We start from the raw sequence: 18,481 nt of genomic DNA on the forward strand, positions 1-18,481 counted from the left end.
GGGTGGTCGGGTGCTGCGGTGGAATCGGGCACCTGTGCCACGGGAGTCGGCGGCGCTGGCGGGGGAGGGGAGCGGTCGGTGGACGAGACAATGGCGTTGGACGGTGTGTTGGAGCGGGCACGCGCGGTGCGGGTGGCGCCGGTGCGTGCAGCCGGGTCGGGCGGGGAGATCCGGGTCGACCTCGGCGATCCGGCGGAGTCGGTCCGGTTCAGGACGGCGATGGCGGTGGATTCGCTGCCCGGCTTCCACTGCATGTGCATCGGTGACGTCCGCCTCGAACTCCTCGGCGGGGACGGTGGCCGGCTGACCGAGGTGGTCCTGCACCACGGGAGGACGCTGCGCTGGGAGCGGTGGGAGAGCGACGCGGTGCTCACGGACGGGCGCCTGCTGCTGGACTGGTTGGCCGAGCACGGCATGCCCGGTCCCTTGGAGCAGTTCGAGGCCGCCCTGCGACGGAACGAGGAGGCGGACGAGCTGCGGCGCGCCTGGGTGGCCGTGATGCCCGCCGCGCTGGAGGAGTTCACCGACCGCATCCTCGGGCTGTCCCCGTTCGACGGAGGTGCCGAGGCCGCGCTGCTCGCGGACCTCGAGGACCGGCTGCGACACGACGTCCCCGACCCGGTCGAGCGGACGCTGGCCCTGCTGGCCTGGTTCGGATCCGGCAGCGGCCGCTGCTCCGGTTACCCCTCGTACGAAGGCGTGCCCGGCGAGCTGCTCGGTGTGCTGCCGATCACCGACCTGCTCTCCGCCCTGGCCGACCCGCGGGCCGGGGACCGCCACGACGCCGGCGCCGTACGGCACCTGGTCGGCTGGAAGACCCGCCCCGACCAGAAGCAGGACGTCGCCGCCCTGCCCGACTCGCTGCGCGCCCGCCTGCTTGCCCACGCCCGCCGCAGCGGCGACGCCGACAAGCAGTCCCGTGCGGAGGGCTGGCTGGCACCCGCCCGGGGGTGAGCCCCGCCGGGCCGCATCCCTGTGCAGGCGCCGGAACCTGACATCGCTCCGCCTCACGCCTCGGCGTCCAGCAGCGCCAGGAGCCGATCCGCGAGGGATCCGGCACATCGAAGGCTGCGCCGAGCGCGGCCCCCGCCCCCGCCTCGATGCGGTGGCCGGACGGTCATGCCGTCGGCGGCGTGTCCGGGCGGAGTTCGCCACCATTCGACTCAGCCCGAAAAGCTTTGGCGCCGTCGGCGCCCGCTGCCAGCATCGCGATGTCGCTACCGGCCGGGTCCGGTTCGTCCGACCCGCCCATGCAGAGGAGATGCTCCGCCATGCGCTCACTCGTCCGCACCACCCTCCGGCGAGCCTTCGGCCTCACCGCCGCCGCCACCGTGCTCGCCGCCGGCACGACGCTCGCCACCAGCGGCACGGCCAGCGCCCACCCGGGCGACAACGTCTGCCGCGGCGGCGGCAGTGGCTGGGTCCAGGTCCACGGCTACAACCTGCTCCCGTGCGTCTACCAGGACAGCAGCGGCAAGATGCACGGCAAGGTCACCGCCACCGGCGGCTACACCGACGTTTACCTCCACATCGTGCTCGGCTACCGCTGCAACGACTGGAGCGTGCCCGAGTGGCTCGGGTACACGGACACCCCGGTGCGCATCTGGCCGGGTGGCGGCACCCTGTACACGGCGCCCAGCTCGGGCGAACCCGTCAGGGCCGACTGCCAGTACTTCTCGATGGCGTACATCGTCAACAGCGGCCACCGCGAGGGGGACGTCGAGGCCGGCCCGGTTGTCGGCTGAGCCGGTGCGCGGGTGTCCCGGTCGCCGCCGCGGCCGGGACATCTGGTGGCCGCGGCAGTTCCGGTGGGCGGTGCCTACGTCGGCGTCAGCCGGCCTCCTCGGTCCAGACTCCCTTCGGGTGTTCGTCGACCGGAAGTCGGAGGTCCGGCTGGGCGCGGCACCCCGGAGTGGCTTGTTCGTCCGAGGGCCAGCGCCGGTCCCGGTCGGGCCAGACCAGCTGCACGATGGGGACCGGGGTCCGCCGGTAGAAACCGACGGCCGTACCGAACAGGGGGTGGTGCCAACCGGCGTCAACCGGTTGGAGTCGGAGTTCGTATCCGTCGATGACACCGGGGAGCAGTGCGCCGGTCTCCGTTGACGCTCCGTCACGCAGCCGGGCGGCAGCCTCGCCGACCCAGTGCATCAGCCCGTGCAGCTCCAGGCCGAACATGGCGACCTCCGGAATCCGGTACGAGTGCCACAGGCCGACGGTGAAGGCCCAGTCGGGCACTCCTCCTCCGCCGCCCACGCCCACCACGTGCCAGCCGTGCTCGCGGACGTGTGCCATCTCCGACGACCAGTGCTTCGCCCGCTGCCGCCGCGCGCGGAATGTCGCGGAGGCGGCGGGATCGCAGAGCACGCAGGGGCACGGCGAGGGCGTGGTCGGGTCGGCCATTCCGGTATCCAAGCAGATCAGGGCAGGTGGCCGCCTCCTCCCTGCCATCGGCCTCGCAGTGGTGGAGCCGGCCCGGCTCGAAGAACAGCTACTGCGGCTCCTGGACCGCGGGCCACGCGCCGGCCCGGCTCCGCGCTGCGCGAGCGGATGACCGGCCACGGGCCGCAGTTCGGCGTGGTTCGGCCGCGGGCCTGCGCATCCCGGGGAACCGGCGGCGCCCCGCTCCGAAGCGGGGCCGGGCGCGCTGCTTCGGGCAGCGGCGTTGTACCCGGCAGGCATGTGCACACCGGCGATCGGCATCACCGTCCCGGGCCGCGGACCGTCGCCGAAACGCTTTCGCTCACGGTCGCGCCGACCGCTAAGGTGTCGCCTCGGACCTCCCGGCGATCATGTTGCCGGGCAGCAGCCCCACCCATTCGCACCTCTCTCCGACGGGGTATCACCATCATGGCCATCAAGACCCGCATAGCCGCCGCCCTGCTGGGCGCCGGCCTCGCGGTGAGCGCGGGCGCGCCCACCGCCAGCGCTGCCGCTTCGCCGTTCCACCCCGCCGGCGTGCCGAACGTCGTCGTGCTGGGCATCGCGAACAGTCCGCACTGCCTGGAGATCGCCGACTGGCGCACCGACAACGGTGCTCCCGCCCGTCAGTGGGACTGCCACTACGGTGCCAGCCAGCAGTGGAGCCTGACGGCCGGCCCCACGGGCTCACTTGTCAACGTCCACAGCGGCGAATGCCTGGAGATCGCCGACTGGCGGACCGACAACGGTGCTCCCGCCCGTCAGTGGAGCTGCACCGGTGGCGCCAGCCAGCAGTGGACCTGGACGCACGTCCCCGGCACCGGCTACGTCCTGCGCAACGTCCACAGCGGCAGGTGCCTGGAGATCGACGGCCGGAGCACCGGCAACGGTGTCCTCGCCCAGCAGTGGGACTGCTGGAACGGCAACAACCAGATCTGGTTCCCCCTCTCGCCGAACCACTAGCGAATCCGCCGCGACCTGCGGAGCGGTCAGGACGCCCGGCCCGGCCCGGCCCGCCCCGCAGGCCGACGGGCCCGGCCAGCCTTGATCAGCTCCGGCAGGAGCTGCCGGCAAGGGCTCTGATCAACTCGATTCCGTCCGCCGTACGCCGTGATTCCATGAGGCAGAGCAGGTCGGACCGGGACCAAGCTGTCGCGCACCTATGACCCAACGGGCCGATCTTCTGCGAGAGTTGCGGGCTTGTTGCGGGATGGCCAGGGGCCGCGCCGAGAATGAGCTGGGCTGCTGGCTTGCGGTCGGGCGATCTTGGTCGGCAGGATCAGTTACCAACGACGCTCGGACCTTCACCCGGCTCTGCTCGAACTGGCTTGCAGTCTCATCTGTCTCCGCCGCCTGCGCCGCGCGCTCTGAACGGTCCGTCAGTGTGCCGACCTGTAACGGCAAATTCGATTGCGATCCCCGTCGCGCCGTGTGTAGGGTCCCGCCCGTGCTTACAACGCCCCGTGTTTCTTAGCTCGGACACCAGCTTCGACGCCACCCTTGTGTCCTAGAGCTGTTACGGAGCGTAACAATAGTGAATACCTTTCGTGGTTCCGGCCTGCTTCGGAACCGGGACTTCTCGCTGCTGCTGAGCAGCCAGCTGATCGCCGCCGTCGGCGACCAGGCCCAGTTCATGGCCCTGCCGCTGGTCGTCGTGGCCCTCACCGGGTCGGCCACCCAGGCCGGGTTCGTGCTGGGCCTGGGCACCGTCTCCTTCCTTGCCTTCGGGCTCGTCGCGGGGGTGCTCGTCGACCGGTGGGACCGCAAGACCATCATGATCTGGTGCGAGGCCGGCCGGACCCTACTCACGGTCGGCGTCGTCGTCGCGGACTGGCTGGACCGCCTCGCGATGCCCCAGCTGTACGCGACGGCCGTCCTTGCCGGGATCCTGGGGACGCTCTTCCAGGTCGCCAACACCTCGGCGCTGCCGAACGTCGTCGATGCACAGCAACTGCCCACCGCCCTCGGCTACCAGCAGTCCGCCGGCAGCGCGGTGAGCATCCTCGGAGCCCCGCTCGCCGGTGCGCTCTACGCCGTCGGGCGGGTCGTGCCGTTCGCCGTCAACGCGGTGTCCTTCGCCGTCTCCGCCGTGTCTCTCCGGATGATGCACGCCCGTTTCCAGACGGAACGTCAGGAGATCCGAGCCAGGGCGCGGATCACTACGGAGATCCGCGAGGGGGTCGGCTGGCTGTGGCGTGAGCCGGTCGTCCGCTTCCTCACCCTCGTGACGGCGGCTGACAAGATCCGCTACGGCGCCGGCTATCTGCTGATCATCACCCTTGCCCAGCAGCTCGGCTCGTCGCCGCTGTGGATCGGGGTCGTCTTCGGCGGAGCGGCCGTCGGCGCGATGGCAGGGGCGCTGGTGTCGAACCGGGCCACGCGTCGGTTCCCGCTCGGTCACATCGCCGTCGTGATGCTGTGGCTGGAGGCGGTGATGTTCCCGTTGTACGCACTTGCTCCCAGCCCACTGCTGCTGGCCGTAGTCGCAGCCGGCGAGTCCCTGGTGGCTCCTGTGTACGCGGTGGCGATGACTGCCCACCAGCTGAGTATCACCCCTGATGAGCTGCGAGGCCGTGTGACAAGCGCCGTGTCGACGCTCACCACGGGTGCTCTGTCGATCGGCACGCTGGCGGGCGGTGCGTTGATCGGCGCGCTGGGGGCCAAGCCGCTGGTCTGGCTCTGCGGAGCATGGCTACTCGCCCTCGCCCTGCTGACCACGGCGAACCGGGCCGTGCGGCACGCGCCGAGGGCGGGCATCATCTCGCGGGCGGAGGGAGCCGACGCGCACCAGAAGGCGACCCTGACCAGCTAGCCCTTCATGCCTCGGCCACCGCTGATCGTCCCGCGTCCGTGAGCACAGATGCGTCAGCGGTGGCCTTGGGTGGGCCACACGACTTCGGCGACGAGGCAGGTCGGCCGCCCAACTCAGGAAGGTCGCCAGGCCGGACACCGGGGCCCTGGCCGACACGGTCGGCGTGTCCGTGCGCACCGCCCAGCGCTGGGTCTCCGCGCTGCGCGACGGCGCCGAACCGACCATGACCAAGGGCAACGAGAAGAAGGTCGAGCAGGCCGTCCGCGCCGGATGGCAGCCCCGCGTCCGCAGCCGCATGCGCCGCGCCGCCGAGGCCAATGGCTTCCAGCTCAGCACGATGGCGCAGTTCGGCTTCGCCAGCGCCGCCGGCTCCACCGACGACCCGCGGCTGCGCACCATCAGCCAGCACATCAGCGGCGAGTACGCCCGCCGCCTGTTCGCCGCCCGTGACGCCGGAGCGAGCGAACGCCGACAGGCCGACATCCTCGCCGAAGGGCTGCAGGAGGCGTACTTCAAGGACGGCGGCCGCCGCGCCCAGGGCCTGGCCGTGGAGTTCACCGGGATCCAGTGGGCCGACTTCGGCATCGACTGAGGCCGGCCTGCCCGACTGGCGGCGTGCGGCTGCGGCCGGGCGGCGCATCGCCGTCGCGCCCCACGTAACCTCGTCCTGTGTCATCCTCCCGCCAGCATCGCGTCGCCGTCCTCGTCCTCGAAGGCGCCAAGCCGCTCGATGTCGGGATTCCCGCGCAGGTCTTCACGACCCGCGCGAGCATGCCGTACGAGGTGCGCGTGTGCGGGGCGACGCCCGGCCTGGTGACCGGCGGCGACGGCCTCGCGTACTACGTCGGCCACGGCCTGGACGCCCTCGAGTGGGCGGACATCGTCTTCATCCCCGGCTACCGCTTCCCGGACCGCGACGACCCGCCGCAGGCCGTCGTCGACGCCCTGATCGCCGCCCACGAACGGGGCGCGAGGCTGGCCGCGATCTCGACGGGCGCGTTCGCGCTCGCCGCCACCGGCCTGCTCGACGGCAGGCGCGCCACGACGCACTGGCACTACACGCGGGCCCTCGCGGCCAAGCACCCGCTCGTCCGGGTCGACGAGAACGTGCTGTTCGTCGACGAGGGCAGCGTGCTCACCTCGGCCGGCGCCGCGTCCGGCATCGACCTGTGCCTGCACATCCTGCGCGGAGACCTCGGCGTGGCGGCGTCCAACCACGCGGCCCGGCGCCTGGTCGCGGCCCCCTACCGCAGCGGCGGGCAGGCCCAGTACCTGCCGCGCAGCGTCCCCGAGCCGCTCGGCGAGCGGTTCGCCGCCACCCGCGAATGGACGCTGCACCGGCTCGGCGAACCCCTCACGCTCGACATCCTGGCGCGACAGGCCGGGGTCTCCGCGCGCACGTTCTCCCGGCGCTTCGCCGAGGAGACCGGCTACACGCCGATGCAGTGGGTGATGCGCGCCCGCATCGACCTGGCCCGCGAACTGCTGGAGCGCTCGGAGCGCAGCGTCGAACAGATCGCCGCCGACGTCGGGCTCGGCACCGGCGCGAACCTGCGCCTGCACTTCCAGCACATCCTCGGCACCACCCCGACCGAGTACCGGCGCACCTTCACCCGGGGCGAGTGACCTGCCCGGCACCGGGTGAGGACGTCGGCGCGACGTTGGCGCGATCCTTTTGAACCGTGGCGATGTCGCCACTGTCGGCGGCGCCGGCCGTGGACGAACCTGGTGGCGAACAGGGAAGGGACCCCACACATGACTCGCATCGCCATCAACGGATTCGGCCGCATCGGACGCAATGTGCTGCGCGCCCTGCTCGAGCGCGACAGCGCCCTCGAGATCGTCGCCGTCAACGACCTGACCGAGCCCACCACGCTCGCCCGGCTGCTCGCCTACGACAGCACCGCCGGCCGGCTCGGCCGCCCGGTGACCGTCGACGGGGACGCCCTTGTCGTCGACGGCCGCCGGATCACCGTGACGGCCGAGCGTGACCCGGCGCAGCTGCCGTGGGCCGAACTCGGCATCGACATCGTCCTGGAGGCCACCGGCCGCTTCACCTCGGCGAAGGACGCCCGCGCCCACCTCGACGCGGGTGCGCGGAAGGTCCTCGTCAGCGCGCCGTCGGACGGCGCCGACGTCACGCTCGCCTTCGGGGTCAACACCGGCGCCTACGACCCGGACCTGCACACCATCGTCTCGAACGCCTCCTGCACCACCAACGCGCTCGCGCCGCTGGCCGCCGTCCTCGACGAACTCGCCGGCATCGAGCACGGGTTCATGACCACGGTGCACGCCTACACGCAGGAGCAGAACCTGCAGGACGGCCCGCACCGCGACCCCCGTCGCGCCCGCGCCGCCGGCGTCAACATCGTGCCGACCACGACCGGCGCCGCCAAGGCGATCGGCCTGGTGCTGCCGAACCTCGACGGCAAGCTGTCGGGCGACTCGATCCGCGTCCCGGTGCCGGTCGGCTCGATCGTCGAACTCAACACGACCGTCGCCCGCGAGGTGAGCCGCGACGACGTGCTGGCCGCGTACCGCGCCGCAGCCGAGGGGCCGCTCGCCGGCGTCCTCGAGTACTCGGAGGACCCGCTCGTCTCGTCCGACATCACGGGCAACCCCGCGTCGTCGATCTTCGACTCGGCCCTCACCCGCGTCGACGGCCGCCACGTCAAGGTGGTCGCCTGGTACGACAACGAGTGGGGCTTCTCCAACCGCGTCATCGACACGCTCGAGCTGCTCGCCGCCCGCTGACCCTCTGACCCGCCACACGCCCGGGAGTGCCCGGCCTGTCCGGTGACCGCGCTGCACGTACTGCGCGCGGGTCCGGTGAGCCGGGCCCCCGGGCGGGCGGTCCAGGTGTTGTTGTCGGGCCTGGCCACGAGACCCCGCCCGGTGGCCGCGCTCCCTCACCGCGCTGTCTCAGCGGGCAGCCAGGGCGAGTGCCTCCCACCGGGTCGCCGGTCCGACGGGGACCTCGGTGTCCAGGCAGTCGGACGCGTCTCCGTACAGCCGGTATCGCGTGGACAGCCGGTGCTGGTCCAGGGTCAGATCCGGGAGGTTCTGCCAGGGACCTCCGAAGCCGGCGCGGTCGGCGTAGCTGGCAACGGCGCTGACCAGAAGGCCCCCTACGGCTTCGTCGCACAGCCATCCCTGGCCGATGAAACGGGTAAAGCCGTGCTGCGAGTCCGCGCCGGAGGCCGAGCCGACGGCGGTGACGCCGTGGAACTCGTCGACTGAGATCTGGTCGCCGCCGGAGGCCGGCCAGGTGGCGGTGATCCGGTCCGAACCCGGACGTAGTCGGTTCGCGTTGAGGGACACGAGGATCACCAGCCGATCACCGTCACCATCGGCGGACTCACCCGCCTCGGTGTAGCTGTTGCCCGCGGTGTCGGTCACCGCGACCGCCCCGGGTCGGGCGTTGACCAGGTGAACCGTGACGATCAGTGAGTCGCCCCGGGCGACGGGGTGTTCGACCGCCATGGCCGTTCCCAGGCTGCCGAGCGCGCCGGCAGGGGAGACGTCGCTGCCGACCCGGGCGACGTACGAGATCTGCCCGGGCACGGAGGCTGGTTGCGTGACGACCGCCGGATCGGCCGCGCTGCCGACGGCTGCCAGCAGGCATGCGCCCACCAGCGCACCTAACCGCACCGCTCGGAACGCTCGGCCTCGGTGCCAGTGATGGAAGGCGGTCCTCCCAGCCGGAGCGGCCTGTGCAGAGCCGCGTCGGTCTCCGGGGCCGTGGTGGCCGGCGTCGAGCGGGGCGTCCACCGGATCGGGCGGGGCGGCGGGGGACGGCGTCGGCTCCGGGGGCGTGGCCACCGCCTCGGGCCGATCGCTCGGCGCAGCTGTCGACGGCTGCGCGGCCACCGTCAGGCGGTCCCGTTCCTGCTCGGTGAGCTTCATCGAATCCGCCAGCAACCGCACCGAGCTGAGGCGCGGCTGCCGCACCCGACCGCGTTCCAGATCACGGATCGTCCGGGACGACAGACCCGACCGGCCGGCGAGTTCCTCCTGGGTCAGCCCGGCCCGTAAGCGCCATTGGCGAATCAGCCGACCGAACTCGGGCACGTCCATGGCTTCCCCCTCGGAAGGCTCCCCCGAGCCACCGGGAAGATCGAAGCAGTCGCCCACCTTCCGGTCAACCTCCGGTCAGGGATGCGGGGCTTGCCGGGAGGCTCCGCCCAACTTCCCATCGGACTCCTGGAATTCTCCGTCCGGGTGCCGAGAGGCTCGTGGTCGAACCGGGCGGCGGGATCCGCAAGCCGCCACCCGGGCCGTTCGCGAATCCGAGAAGGGAACCGCTTCATGCTGTCTCGCCGTACGTCCCTGCGCTCCGCCGTGGCCGCCCTCGGCGTGGGTGCCGCGCTCGCCCTGGGCGCCAGCACCCCCGCCTTCGCCGCCAACGAGGGCGACCACTGGCTCTACACGCCCAACTGCACCGCCGACCAGAAGATCGAGCTGCACCCCTACAGCGGGGTCTACCACGACGCCCAGGCCATCGACCCGACCTACCTGGGCGGGAGCTGTGAGTTCATCCTCACGGACAACGGCCGGGTCATCTACGACTCCTTCAGCGGTGCGCAGTCCCCCTGGTACTACGACGGCCCCGGCCACACCATCTGCGCCAAGGTGATCGAGTACAACTACAACGGGCGTGGCACCAACTACACGGCCAACGGCGTCTGCAACTGACCCACGAGCCGATGAACGCATCGGCCTGCTGATCCACAACCGCGGTCCCACCGCCGGTGTTCGGACGGTGGGACCGCAGTCGTCGGAGTCGGCCGGCAAGGCGACCGGCGGTGACTGGGCCCCCTCCGCTGGGGCACCGGCGCCCTACTCGCGCAGGAACGTTTCGCTGAAGCTGGTGCCACTGGAGCCGAGCGCGCTGGTGCGGGCCTCGTAGGCGCCGTTCGAGGGGTCGAGCGCGACCGGGCCGAAGGAACCGAGGGACTTGCCGTTGACGGTGGCGGAGCTGAAGTTCTGGGTGCCGAAGTTGGGGTAGGCCCCGGTCGGCGACTCGATGATGACCTCGGCGCTGGCGCGCTTCGCGGAGGAGAGGGACTTGGTGGTGCTGTAGGTCCAGCTCCGCGAGGAGTTGGTGAGCTTGAGGGTGTACTTGCTGCCCCCGGCGTAGGTCACCGAGGCGGTGATGACGTCGCCGGCCGACACCGGGTACGAACCGGTGCTCAGGTAGACCGGGTTCGCGGGGTACATCTCGTACCAGGCCTGGTGCACGGGGCTGCCGCTGGAGCAGTCGGTCGCCACCCCGGTCTGCTCGACGGTCGAGGAGCCGTACCCGTCGATGCCGACCCAGGGGGCGTAGAGGTCGTTGGTGGAGTTGCAGGTCGCCCTCGCCTCGGTCCAGGTCGCCGAGACGGAGGTGAAGCCGCTGCCCGTGGCGACGTAGCCGCCCCAGTTGTAGCCGTTGGTGTTGTACTGCAGGGGACGGAACGACAGTCCCTGTGCGGCCGCCGCCGTGGTCGGCGCCGCGGGGGCCACGAGGGTGGTCGCCGCTGCCGCGAGGGTGGCGAGGCGTATCAGGACTCTGCGCATGGTGGCTCCTCTGTGGGGGAACGCTCAGGATGCTCACACGCCAGCCCGAGCCGTGTGGGCGGCTGTTGGGGGTGGCAGTTCAGGATTGCCCTACTGCCATGGGCATGGCAAGCCATCTTCTGGCAAAGGGACATGAGCGAAATACTCCGCCGCATACCTCGTTTGACGGCAGCTCCTCTGCCGGCCGCCCGCCTCCAGGCGGTCCGTCAGCTCACCGGACCCGTCGACGACACCAGGACGGGAAGGCAGCTACAGGCCCAGCCCCGGACGCCAACGAGTGGCATCACCGGTTCTACGACCGCGCCGCGTTCGAAGAGCCCACCGCAACGACTTTGACGCGCGGGCTTCGGTCCTCAGCCGTTCGAGGGGGTCGGGACCGGAAGGAGGGCGAGGCGTACGGCGGACGGGCTTCCCGGGGTGGCCTGGTAGACCACCAGCTGCTGGTCGGGGGAGCTGTTGAGGGTGAGCGTCTCGTAGGCCAGCTCCAGGTCGCCGGCCTGCGGGTGGTGCAGCCGTTTGGTGCCCGCGGACTTGCCGTGCACGTCGTGGCGTGCCCACAGGACGCGGAACTCGTGGCTCTGGAGGGAGAGTTCGCCGACCAGGCAGACGAGCCGCGGGTCGTGGGGATCCTGGCCTGCGGCGCTGCGCAGGGCGGCGACGGCGGAGCGGGCCGCTGCCGGCCAGTCCGCGTGGAACGGCCGGGCGGCCGGGTCGAGGAACGTCATTCGCACGAGGTTGTCCACCCGCCCGAACTCGCTGTAGAGGGCGGCGGCCTGCCGGTTGAGGGCCAGGACGTCCAGGGTCCGGCCGGTGACCAGGGCGGGCGTGGTCAGTGCGGACATCAGGTGCACCAGCGCGGGCGCGGCCCGGTCGGGCGCGCGCCGTAGCCGTAGCCGTGGTGCGGGCGGTGCGGCGAGGTTGGTCAGGTGCTCGGCGGCGTCCGCGTCCAGGTGCAGGGCGCGGGCGACGGCGTGCAGCAGCTGTGCGGAGGGGTTGCGCTCACGGCCCTGTTCGAGGCGGGTGTAGTAGTCGGTGCTGACCCCGGCGAGTTGGGCGACCTCTTCCCGGCGCAGGCCGGGCACCCGCCGGTGGCCGGAGATCGTTACGCCCGCCTGCTCGGGGGACAGCCGGGCGCGGCGGGCCCGCAGGTACTCCCCGAGCGGGTTGTCGCGTCGCGGGGGTCGTTCCGAGTTCATGATCCGAGGCTACGGGGACGCAGGAACCGGCAGAACCCCTCACCGGGGGTGCGTCACACCCTGGGAGCGCCGCACCCGCGGTGAGCTGAGGCCTGGAGGAGCCTGCGGCCGCCTGCCAGCGTGGACCTCCGGACACCTCGTCACCGACCCCTGCGGACCGACCGACCGCGGATCGCCGCCCGGGACGTGTCCACGGGCCCGAGGCCCATCCCGGACCGGCCCCGCCGCGTCCCCCTCACCCACCGACCCTGTTTGCGAAACGGACCCTGCATGCAGCACCTCGTCCACCGCTCGACCGACACCGACCGGCCCGCACTCCTCGACCGGCTGCGCGCAACCGCCGGCGACCGGGAGCGCCGCGTCCTGTTCACCGGCGCCACGATCCTCACCATGGACCCGGCCCTCGGCACCCTCGAACGCGGCGACCTCCTCGTCACCGGCAGCACGATCACCGCCGTCGGCCCCGACCTGAAGGCGGCCGGCGCCGCGGACAACGCCATCGTGGTCGACGCCGGCGGCACCCTCCTCGCCCCGGGCTTCGTCGACACGCACCGACACGCCTGGCAGGCGCAACTGCGCCGCACCATCCCCGACGTCGACGACCTGGCCGGCTACCTGGCCACCACCCTGGCCGGCTGCGCCCCGGCCTACCGGCCCGAGGACATGTACACCGGCACGCGGCTGGCCGCGCTCGGCGCCGTCGACGCGGGCATCACCACGATGCTGGACTTCTCCCACAACTCCCGCAGCGCGGCGCACTCCGACGCCGCCGTGCAAGCACTCCTCGACACCGGCATCCGCGGTGTCCATGCCGCGATGGCGCCGCATTTCGGCAGCTGGGACCGACAGTGGCCGGCCGACCTGGCGCGGCTGCGCGACCGGTACGCCGACCCGCTGCTCACCTTCCGCCTCGCCGCCCTGGCCACTCCCGAGATCGCCGGACCCGACCTTGCCTTCGGACCAGAACTAGCGTGTTTCGCCCGAGAGTTGGGAATCGGCGTGAGCGTGGACGCGGTGTTCGGCGAAGCCTCCTCGCGGGCGATCCTCGACTGGGAGCGGGCAGGACTGCTCGACGAGCAGGTGTCGCTGATCCACGCCACCGGCCTCGGCCCCGATGCCTGGCGGGCGATCGCGGCCAGTGGCGCCACCGTCTCGCTCGCCCCCACCTCCGAGCCGCAGATCGGCCTGGAGAGCGCCGTACCCGCCGTCGACGAGGCACTGGCCGTCGGCGTGCGGCCCGGGCTGAGCATCGACGTCGAAGTCGCCCTCGCCGGCGACATGTTCACCCAGATGCGAGCGCTGCTCGCGATCCAGCGGATGCGCGCCGTGAACGCCGCCTACCTCGCGGGCGACAGTGGACCGGTGCCGCAGCGGATCGGCACCGCCGACGTCCTGGACTTCGCCACCCTCCAGGGCGCACGCACCTGCGGCCTCGACCGGGTCACCGGCTCCCTCACCCCCGGCAAGCAGGCCGACCTGCTGCTGCTCACCGCCGACGAGCTCAACAACCTTCCCCTGAACGACCCGACCGGCACGGCCGTCCTCGGTTGCGACACCCGCAACATCGACACCGTGCTGATCGCCGGACAGGTCCGCAAATGGGCCGGCCGCGTCCTGGACGTCGACCTGCCCGCGCTGCGCGCCGAGGCCTCGGCCTCACGCGACCGTATCCTCCGCGCGGCCGCCGGTCACCAGCAGGACTGACCACCGGGCGCCGGCGCGGGTCCGCTCCCGGCCGGGCGGCCGGACGGCCGGAGGGGAGCGGACCCGGTCGGTCATCAGCCGGGGGTGACCGCGTTCCAGGTCAGTTCACGCTGGAAGCCGTGGCGCCAGCCGCGGGTGTGGACGGGGTCGGTGCGGGGGTTGTCGAAGCCGTCCTTGGCGTCGACGTTCTGCCCGCTGTCCCAGAAGGACTGCAGCGCGGACGCCCCCCAGCCCTCCCGTCCTCCCCACGACCACAGTTCGCCGTTGGCCCCCAGGGGCGAGGTCCCGGAGTCCTCCATCACCACGACGCCCTCGTTGCCGCCGGTGTAGGCCATGATTTCGTCCTTGGCCGGGTTGTACAGGGTGAACTGCCCGGCGGGGCCGAGCTGCTTCCACAGGCAGAAGGGGTCGGGGTTGGCGGTGTCGACCTTCTTGAGCCAGACCCAGTTGTCCGCGGGGCTGGCGCACAGTGCGTAGCCGGAGAACGTCCCGCTCATGATCATGACCTTGGGCGTGGCGGCCTGGGCCGGGGTCCCGGGCAGTGCGGCGAGAAGGGCGGTGGCGATGCCGGCGGCCGCGAGGCCGTTCCGGAGGCGGCGGCGATTGCGGGAGACCTGCGTGAACGGATTCATGTGAAGAGACTCCTTTTCTGGTGTCCGGATTCCTGGACGGCTTTCGTCCCGCCCGTTTCCTGATGCGGGCGTCCTGCTTTCTCCGTGCATTCCTCTCCGTCACCGGCTGATGTCATGACTATGACAAGCGAGGGAGGTGGGGGGAACCGACTCGACCTGGACGGACTATGCCGTGGCACAAGTGGGCCAGGAGGACCTGCGGGCCGACGAGTGTGGTCCGCGTACGTCGAGCGACAGTTGACCCTGAGCGGGCGGCGCTCAGGAGGCGATCGGGCCGCGGACCAGGAAGCCGTGGAGCCCGATGGCTGCGCCGTCGACGTCGGCGGGTTCCGGCGGGCCGTCGAGGGCGAGCCCGCAGAGGGCACGCAATGCATCGACGCCCAACCTCAGGGCGTGGAACGGCAGGGCGTCGGGGTCCTCGGCGCGGTCGGGCCAGGGGACGGTGGCGGCGCGGCGGTCGGCCGCCCAGTAGCGGGCCTCGAAGGGAAGCGGCTCGCCGATGTCCTCGACGCGGCCCATTTCGGCGCCTCGTTCCGATCCTCCGGCACGCCGCAAGCGGTCGTCTGCCGCTGCGCCTCGACGTCCTCGTCGGCCGGGTCTTTGCGAACTCCCGGGGCGCTCGCCAGCCTGCTGGACGCCGCACTTCTGCGGTTCGTCTCCGCACCCTGGGTGACCGGCCCGCTCGGAATGTACCGCTGGCCGGCCGCGCGGGCCTGTTCGTGGGCTGCAGTGTCGGAGATCGATGTCCGTCTTTGCCTGGATGCCGCCGCTGCGGCGGGTCGGCTGATGGTGCGTTCGGTCGATGGACGCGGCTTCGGTCTCGCGGCTTTCGTCCCGGGCCGGCCGGGTGAGGTGTGCTGTTGGTGGTGTCCGGGTGGGTGGGGGAGGTGCGAGTCTTTGTTCAGGCGGTCGCGGGACGGCGCCGGGGGCAGTGATGTCGCTTGGGAGCAAGAGATGGTCGATGAGAGTGTGGTCGAGGCCGTGGTGGCCCGGTTGCGGGCGGCGGGCGGCGCTGAAGGGGCCGAACCGCATCCGCGGGCCGGGGCGCTCGTCCTCCCGGACGGGCGGCCTGCACCCCAGTGCATCCGCCTCTGGGCGGCGTTCGACAACTTCTACCCGTTGAACGGCGGCCGCAGCAGCGTGCCCGTTGCCGACGACGAGGGCGTGCTGGTGGTGGAGCCGATGGACCGTGTCCTGCGGCGGGTGTGCCTGGAGTCGATCGAGGACGAGATCGACGACGAGACCGCGGAGTACCTCGAGGAACTGGTCGAGAAGTTCGCCGCAGATCTTCCCGGCTACGGGGCCGTCCTCGCGGACGAGCACCCGGACCCGGTGCTGTGGATCTCGGCTTCCGCAGAGGTGAGCGTCCTGTGGTACAGGCACGATGCGTTCGACCGGCGGATTCCGTTCCTGGACCTCATCGCCGACCTGTGACCGTCGACGTGCCGGTAGTGCTGGGTCGACGGGGGTCTACAGCTGCTCGAAGTGGAAGGAACGGATGAAGCAGTCCCGCGGCTGGCCGAGGGCGAAGAGGACGCAGTCGAGGACGGATCGGGCGGTCAGCGGGTCGTCCGCGGTCCGGGAGGCCTGGTCCCAGGTGGCGTGGAGCGGGTCGCCGTCCGTGAAGTCCGGCGGGTAGAGCGAGATGACCCGGATGCCCTCGGGGCGGAGTCGATGGGAGAGGACGTCGGCGAAGCCGGCCTGGGCGGCCTTGGCTGCGTAGAACGCGGGATGCGCCTGGGACCGGTGGTTCCGGGCCTCTGCGGCCGAGGAGACCAGGTTGACCACATCCGCGCCCTCGGACGCCCGGAGCAGGGGCAGGAAGTGCTTGACCGTCAGCAGGGTGCCGGTGGCTCCGGAAGCGACGGTGTCGGTGATCGCTTCGTCGTCGGCGTCCCACAGGTCAGGGCCGGCGAGGTACCGGCGCCGTTGTTGATCAGCACATCCACGCTGGGGGTGTGCGCGGCGACCTGCTGCGCGAAGTCCCGTACCGTGGCCGGGTCGGCCAGATCGCAGGCGAATGCCTCCACGCGCGCACCGCTGTCGGCCGCCACCTCCTCGGCCGTCCTCCGGGCGGCGGCTGGCGTGCGGGCGGAGACGAACACGTGCGCACCCGTCCGGCCGGCGTGCAACGCGAACGCCCTCCCGAACCCGCGCCCGGCCCCGGTGACAACCACGGTCTTCCCGGCGAGATCCATCCGAGTACCCCCTTCGACCTTCCTGGTGTTGATCACGGTGAGCCTAACCTCCGTGTTGCGGGTCGGTTCGGCTGATCCGGATGATCGAGGTCAGTCGCCGAGGACCCGCTCCCACAGCAGCCCGTCCCGCCAGCTCCCGTCGAGAAAGATCGAGGAGTGCGCGACGCCGTACGGGCTGAACCCGTTGCGGCGCAGCACCCGCTGCGACGGCAGATTCTCCAGATTGGTGGACGCCTCGGCGCGGTGCAGCCCGAGTTCGTCCGTCATCACCCGGAGTGCGAGCTCGACGGCGCGCCCGGCGTGCCCTTGGTTCTGGGCGACACTGCCGATCCAGTATCCGACGGAGCCGCGGCGTAGGTGCACCTGCGGCAGGATGCCTCCGATGGTGACCTGCCCGATCACCTGGTCGTCGGCGAGTACCACGCCCGGCCAGACCGTGCCGGCCCGGTATCCGGCCAGCAGCTCGTCGATCCGCTCCGCCTGGCCCTCCGGGGTGAAGAACTCGGCCGGCCGGGCCGGTTCCCACCGCCGAAAAGCCTCGACGTCCCGCACCCGATGCGCGGCGATCGGGGCGGCGTCGGTCGGCTCGATCAGGCGGATCCTGGTGCTGCTGTGCATGGGCTGATCCTTGTCGGGGTGCGTCGGACGAGACGGCCAGCCTATGCACCGGTTGGCTTTGTTCACGAGAACGGGTTCTGGTCCAACTTCTGTGGCGTGCCCACCCTCTGTGACCGTTGATCTTGCTGGCGGGTCTCGCGTGATCGCGATCTCGATGCCGTGCAAGAGTCTGACAGGCCAACAGGTCGCGCCGTAGGAAAGCCCGCTGCTGAACCGAGCGCTTCCCGACCGGCCGAGCAGCCGGTGAGCGGCGCGAACGTACCGGAGGGCGAGGTTGTGGGCGTGGCCGGACAGAGCTGGAACCCGCACCTGCCGACGCCATGCTCGCTTCAGGACAGGGGCTCGTAGAAAGCGCCGTCGGGCGCGAAGTTGCGGGAGCCCGCCATCACATCCTCGCCCCGGAGGTAGGCCAACAGCCATTCGCCGAACGTCATCTCATAGAGAACCCAGGAGAAGGAGTCGAGCTCCTGAATGAGGACGCGCCAGGGCGACGAGGGCCCAGCCGGAACGCGGAGGAAGACAGCCTCGCCTGTCCGAGCTGTCGCGATCGGCATCAACTCGCCGGGCCTCGCCCCCGCAGGGCCGGGCAGGAACTCTGTCGAGTCCTCCTCTTGCCAGAACTCGAGGTTGTCGCGGACAGATTTATGAAGGTTGTGCAGAAGATGGCCGGCCGGATGCTCCAGGTACAGCTGATTGTTGATCAGGACCGACCCGTAGGCGTCCACGACCTCACGGAAGTCCGCCGGGAACTCGAACCCGAACTCCCGCTCCATCTCCGCCCACGGCTCCGGATCCGACCAGTTGAATCCGGGCTCGCCCAACAGCGACCGAACCTCCGAGAACGATGCCACCACTGCGCCCTCCACCAGGTTGCGGACGTCCTGGCTGGAGCACCCGCACCGGCAGCATACGAGCTGCCGACCCGCGCCCGGCGCCCACCCGGATCGAGACCGGCACCGACTTCTGCCGCCTCGCCACCACCCCCGCCCGACCGACCAGCAGCCGCTCTCGGAGGCCGTCAACAACCGCTCTCAGGTCTTTCTTCTCAAGTTCTGGTCCAACTTCTCTGGCGCACCTACTCCGTGTGACCGTTGAGCTCGTCGGACACCTCCCGAGATCGTCTGGAAACGGCCGGTGGCGGCGGCGTTCGGGCTGATGGTTCTGGGCTGTGCGCGAGGTACTGCTCCGGCTGGAAGAGCTGCTCTTCCTGTCGGCTCCGGAGATCAGGGTGGTGTCGGTGCAGGACGACGGCGAGGTGGTCCGCGTCGGTGTCAGATCCCGTACAACCAAGGCGTGCTGCCCGGGCTGCGGGAGCTGGTCGTAGCGGGTGTATGGTTCCTACCT

The 18,481-nt window shown here is 71.3% G+C and carries 18 protein-coding genes and 2 pseudogenes; 11 read left to right on the forward strand and 9 right to left on the reverse strand.

The genetic code is table 11. From position 1 onward, the window contains the following. The first annotated feature begins 78 nt into the window (after positions 1-78). Positions 79-954: a hypothetical protein gene (locus tag FHR36_RS38450; RefSeq protein ID WP_253804909.1), complete on the forward strand. Its 876-nt coding sequence runs from the start codon at positions 79-81 to the stop codon at positions 952-954. Positions 955-1,271: 317 nt separating this feature from the next. Beyond that, positions 1,272-1,745, forward strand: coding sequence for a hypothetical protein (locus tag FHR36_RS38455; RefSeq protein ID WP_253804910.1), 474 nt, complete (start codon positions 1,272-1,274; stop codon positions 1,743-1,745). 85 nt (positions 1,746-1,830) lie between these two features. Here FHR36_RS38455 and FHR36_RS38460 read toward each other — a convergent pair whose 3' ends face one another. Then, positions 1,831-2,400 carry a DUF4262 domain-containing protein gene (locus tag FHR36_RS38460; protein WP_253804911.1) on the reverse strand — a complete coding sequence of 190 codons (570 nt, stop codon included), beginning with the start codon at positions 2,398-2,400 and terminating at the stop codon, positions 1,831-1,833. A 447-nt stretch (positions 2,401-2,847) separates the two neighbouring features. On the opposite strand from FHR36_RS38460, the gene FHR36_RS38465 reads away from it, so the two are divergent. The 5 genes and pseudogenes from FHR36_RS38465 to gap all read left to right on the forward strand — a co-directional run bounded on the left by FHR36_RS38465 (position 2,848) and on the right by gap (position 7,984). Continuing rightward, on the forward strand, positions 2,848-3,381 hold the full coding sequence (locus tag FHR36_RS38465) for an RICIN domain-containing protein (protein WP_253804912.1): 534 nt from the start codon (positions 2,848-2,850) through the stop codon (positions 3,379-3,381). 571 nt (positions 3,382-3,952) lie between these two features. Next, positions 3,953-5,230 (forward strand): MFS transporter, encoded by a 1,278-nt coding sequence (locus tag FHR36_RS38470; RefSeq protein WP_253804913.1) that lies wholly within the window; start codon positions 3,953-3,955, stop codon positions 5,228-5,230. A gap of 130 nt (positions 5,231-5,360) precedes the next feature. Then, positions 5,361-5,822: pseudogene (gene tpg / locus FHR36_RS38475) on the forward strand (telomere-protecting terminal protein Tpg); the annotation flags it as partial. 77 nt (positions 5,823-5,899) lie between these two features. Next, positions 5,900-6,856 (forward strand): GlxA family transcriptional regulator, encoded by a 957-nt coding sequence (locus FHR36_RS38480; protein ID WP_253804915.1) that lies wholly within the window; start codon positions 5,900-5,902, stop codon positions 6,854-6,856. Positions 6,857-6,985: 129 nt separating this feature from the next. Next, the gene (gene gap / locus FHR36_RS38485; RefSeq protein WP_253804916.1) at positions 6,986-7,984 is read left to right on the forward strand and encodes a type I glyceraldehyde-3-phosphate dehydrogenase; all 999 of its coding nucleotides are present in this window, start codon (positions 6,986-6,988) and stop codon (positions 7,982-7,984) included. A 168-nt stretch (positions 7,985-8,152) separates the two neighbouring features. Here the strand turns inward: gap and FHR36_RS38490 are convergent, their stop codons facing one another. Further along, positions 8,153-9,307: a helix-turn-helix domain-containing protein gene (locus FHR36_RS38490; protein WP_253804917.1), complete on the reverse strand. Its 1,155-nt coding sequence runs from the start codon at positions 9,305-9,307 to the stop codon at positions 8,153-8,155. 231 nt (positions 9,308-9,538) lie between these two features. Between FHR36_RS38490 and FHR36_RS38495 the strand changes: the two genes are divergently transcribed. Continuing rightward, on the forward strand, positions 9,539-9,925 hold the full coding sequence (locus tag FHR36_RS38495) for a hypothetical protein (protein ID WP_253804918.1): 387 nt from the start codon (positions 9,539-9,541) through the stop codon (positions 9,923-9,925). Positions 9,926-10,069: 144 nt separating this feature from the next. Here FHR36_RS38495 and FHR36_RS38500 read toward each other — a convergent pair whose 3' ends face one another. Both FHR36_RS38500 and FHR36_RS38505 read right to left on the reverse strand, forming a co-directional pair. After that, the gene (locus tag FHR36_RS38500) at positions 10,070-10,789 is read right to left on the reverse strand and encodes a G1 family glutamic endopeptidase (protein WP_301331228.1); all 720 of its coding nucleotides are present in this window, start codon (positions 10,787-10,789) and stop codon (positions 10,070-10,072) included. Positions 10,790-11,142: 353 nt separating this feature from the next. After that, positions 11,143-11,985, reverse strand: a complete 843-nt coding sequence (locus FHR36_RS38505; RefSeq protein ID WP_253804919.1) for a helix-turn-helix domain-containing protein — start codon at positions 11,983-11,985, stop codon at positions 11,143-11,145. 270 nt (positions 11,986-12,255) lie between these two features. Between FHR36_RS38505 and FHR36_RS38510 the strand changes: the two genes are divergently transcribed. Continuing rightward, entirely contained in the window at positions 12,256-13,689 is a 1,434-nt protein-coding gene (locus tag FHR36_RS38510; RefSeq protein WP_253804920.1) for an amidohydrolase family protein, read from the forward strand. A gap of 74 nt (positions 13,690-13,763) precedes the next feature. Here FHR36_RS38510 and FHR36_RS38515 read toward each other — a convergent pair whose 3' ends face one another. Next, positions 13,764-14,321, reverse strand: coding sequence for a hypothetical protein (locus FHR36_RS38515; protein WP_253804921.1), 558 nt, complete (start codon positions 14,319-14,321; stop codon positions 13,764-13,766). A 258-nt stretch (positions 14,322-14,579) separates the two neighbouring features. After that, complete coding sequence (locus FHR36_RS40470) at positions 14,580-15,353, reverse strand: DUF6928 family protein (RefSeq protein ID WP_407660896.1); 774 nt, start codon at positions 15,351-15,353, stop codon at positions 14,580-14,582. On the opposite strand from FHR36_RS40470, the gene FHR36_RS38525 reads away from it, so the two are divergent. Beyond that, on the forward strand, positions 15,276-15,755 hold the full coding sequence (locus FHR36_RS38525) for a hypothetical protein (RefSeq protein WP_253804923.1): 480 nt from the start codon (positions 15,276-15,278) through the stop codon (positions 15,753-15,755). The genes FHR36_RS40470 and FHR36_RS38525 overlap by 78 nt on opposite strands. A 36-nt stretch (positions 15,756-15,791) precedes the next feature. Here the strand turns inward: FHR36_RS38525 and FHR36_RS40475 are convergent. The 3 genes and pseudogenes from FHR36_RS40475 to FHR36_RS38540 all read right to left on the reverse strand — a co-directional run bounded on the left by FHR36_RS40475 (position 15,792) and on the right by FHR36_RS38540 (position 17,988). Next, positions 15,792-16,519: pseudogene (locus FHR36_RS40475) on the reverse strand (SDR family oxidoreductase). Positions 16,520-16,609: 90 nt separating this feature from the next. Beyond that, complete coding sequence (locus FHR36_RS38535) at positions 16,610-17,137, reverse strand: GNAT family N-acetyltransferase (RefSeq protein WP_253804924.1); 528 nt, start codon at positions 17,135-17,137, stop codon at positions 16,610-16,612. 329 nt (positions 17,138-17,466) lie between these two features. After that, the gene (locus FHR36_RS38540; protein ID WP_253804925.1) at positions 17,467-17,988 is read right to left on the reverse strand and encodes an SMI1/KNR4 family protein; all 522 of its coding nucleotides are present in this window, start codon (positions 17,986-17,988) and stop codon (positions 17,467-17,469) included. Between the two features lie 317 nt (positions 17,989-18,305). Between FHR36_RS38540 and FHR36_RS38545 the strand changes: the two genes are divergently transcribed. Next, on the forward strand, positions 18,306-18,461 hold the full coding sequence (locus FHR36_RS38545) for a hypothetical protein (RefSeq protein WP_253804926.1): 156 nt from the start codon (positions 18,306-18,308) through the stop codon (positions 18,459-18,461). Positions 18,462-18,481 lie beyond the last annotated feature (20 nt).

Source organism: Kitasatospora cinereorecta (genome assembly GCF_024172095.1).
GTDB classification, from domain to species: Bacteria; Actinomycetota; Actinomycetes; order Streptomycetales; family Streptomycetaceae; genus Kitasatospora; species Kitasatospora cinereorecta.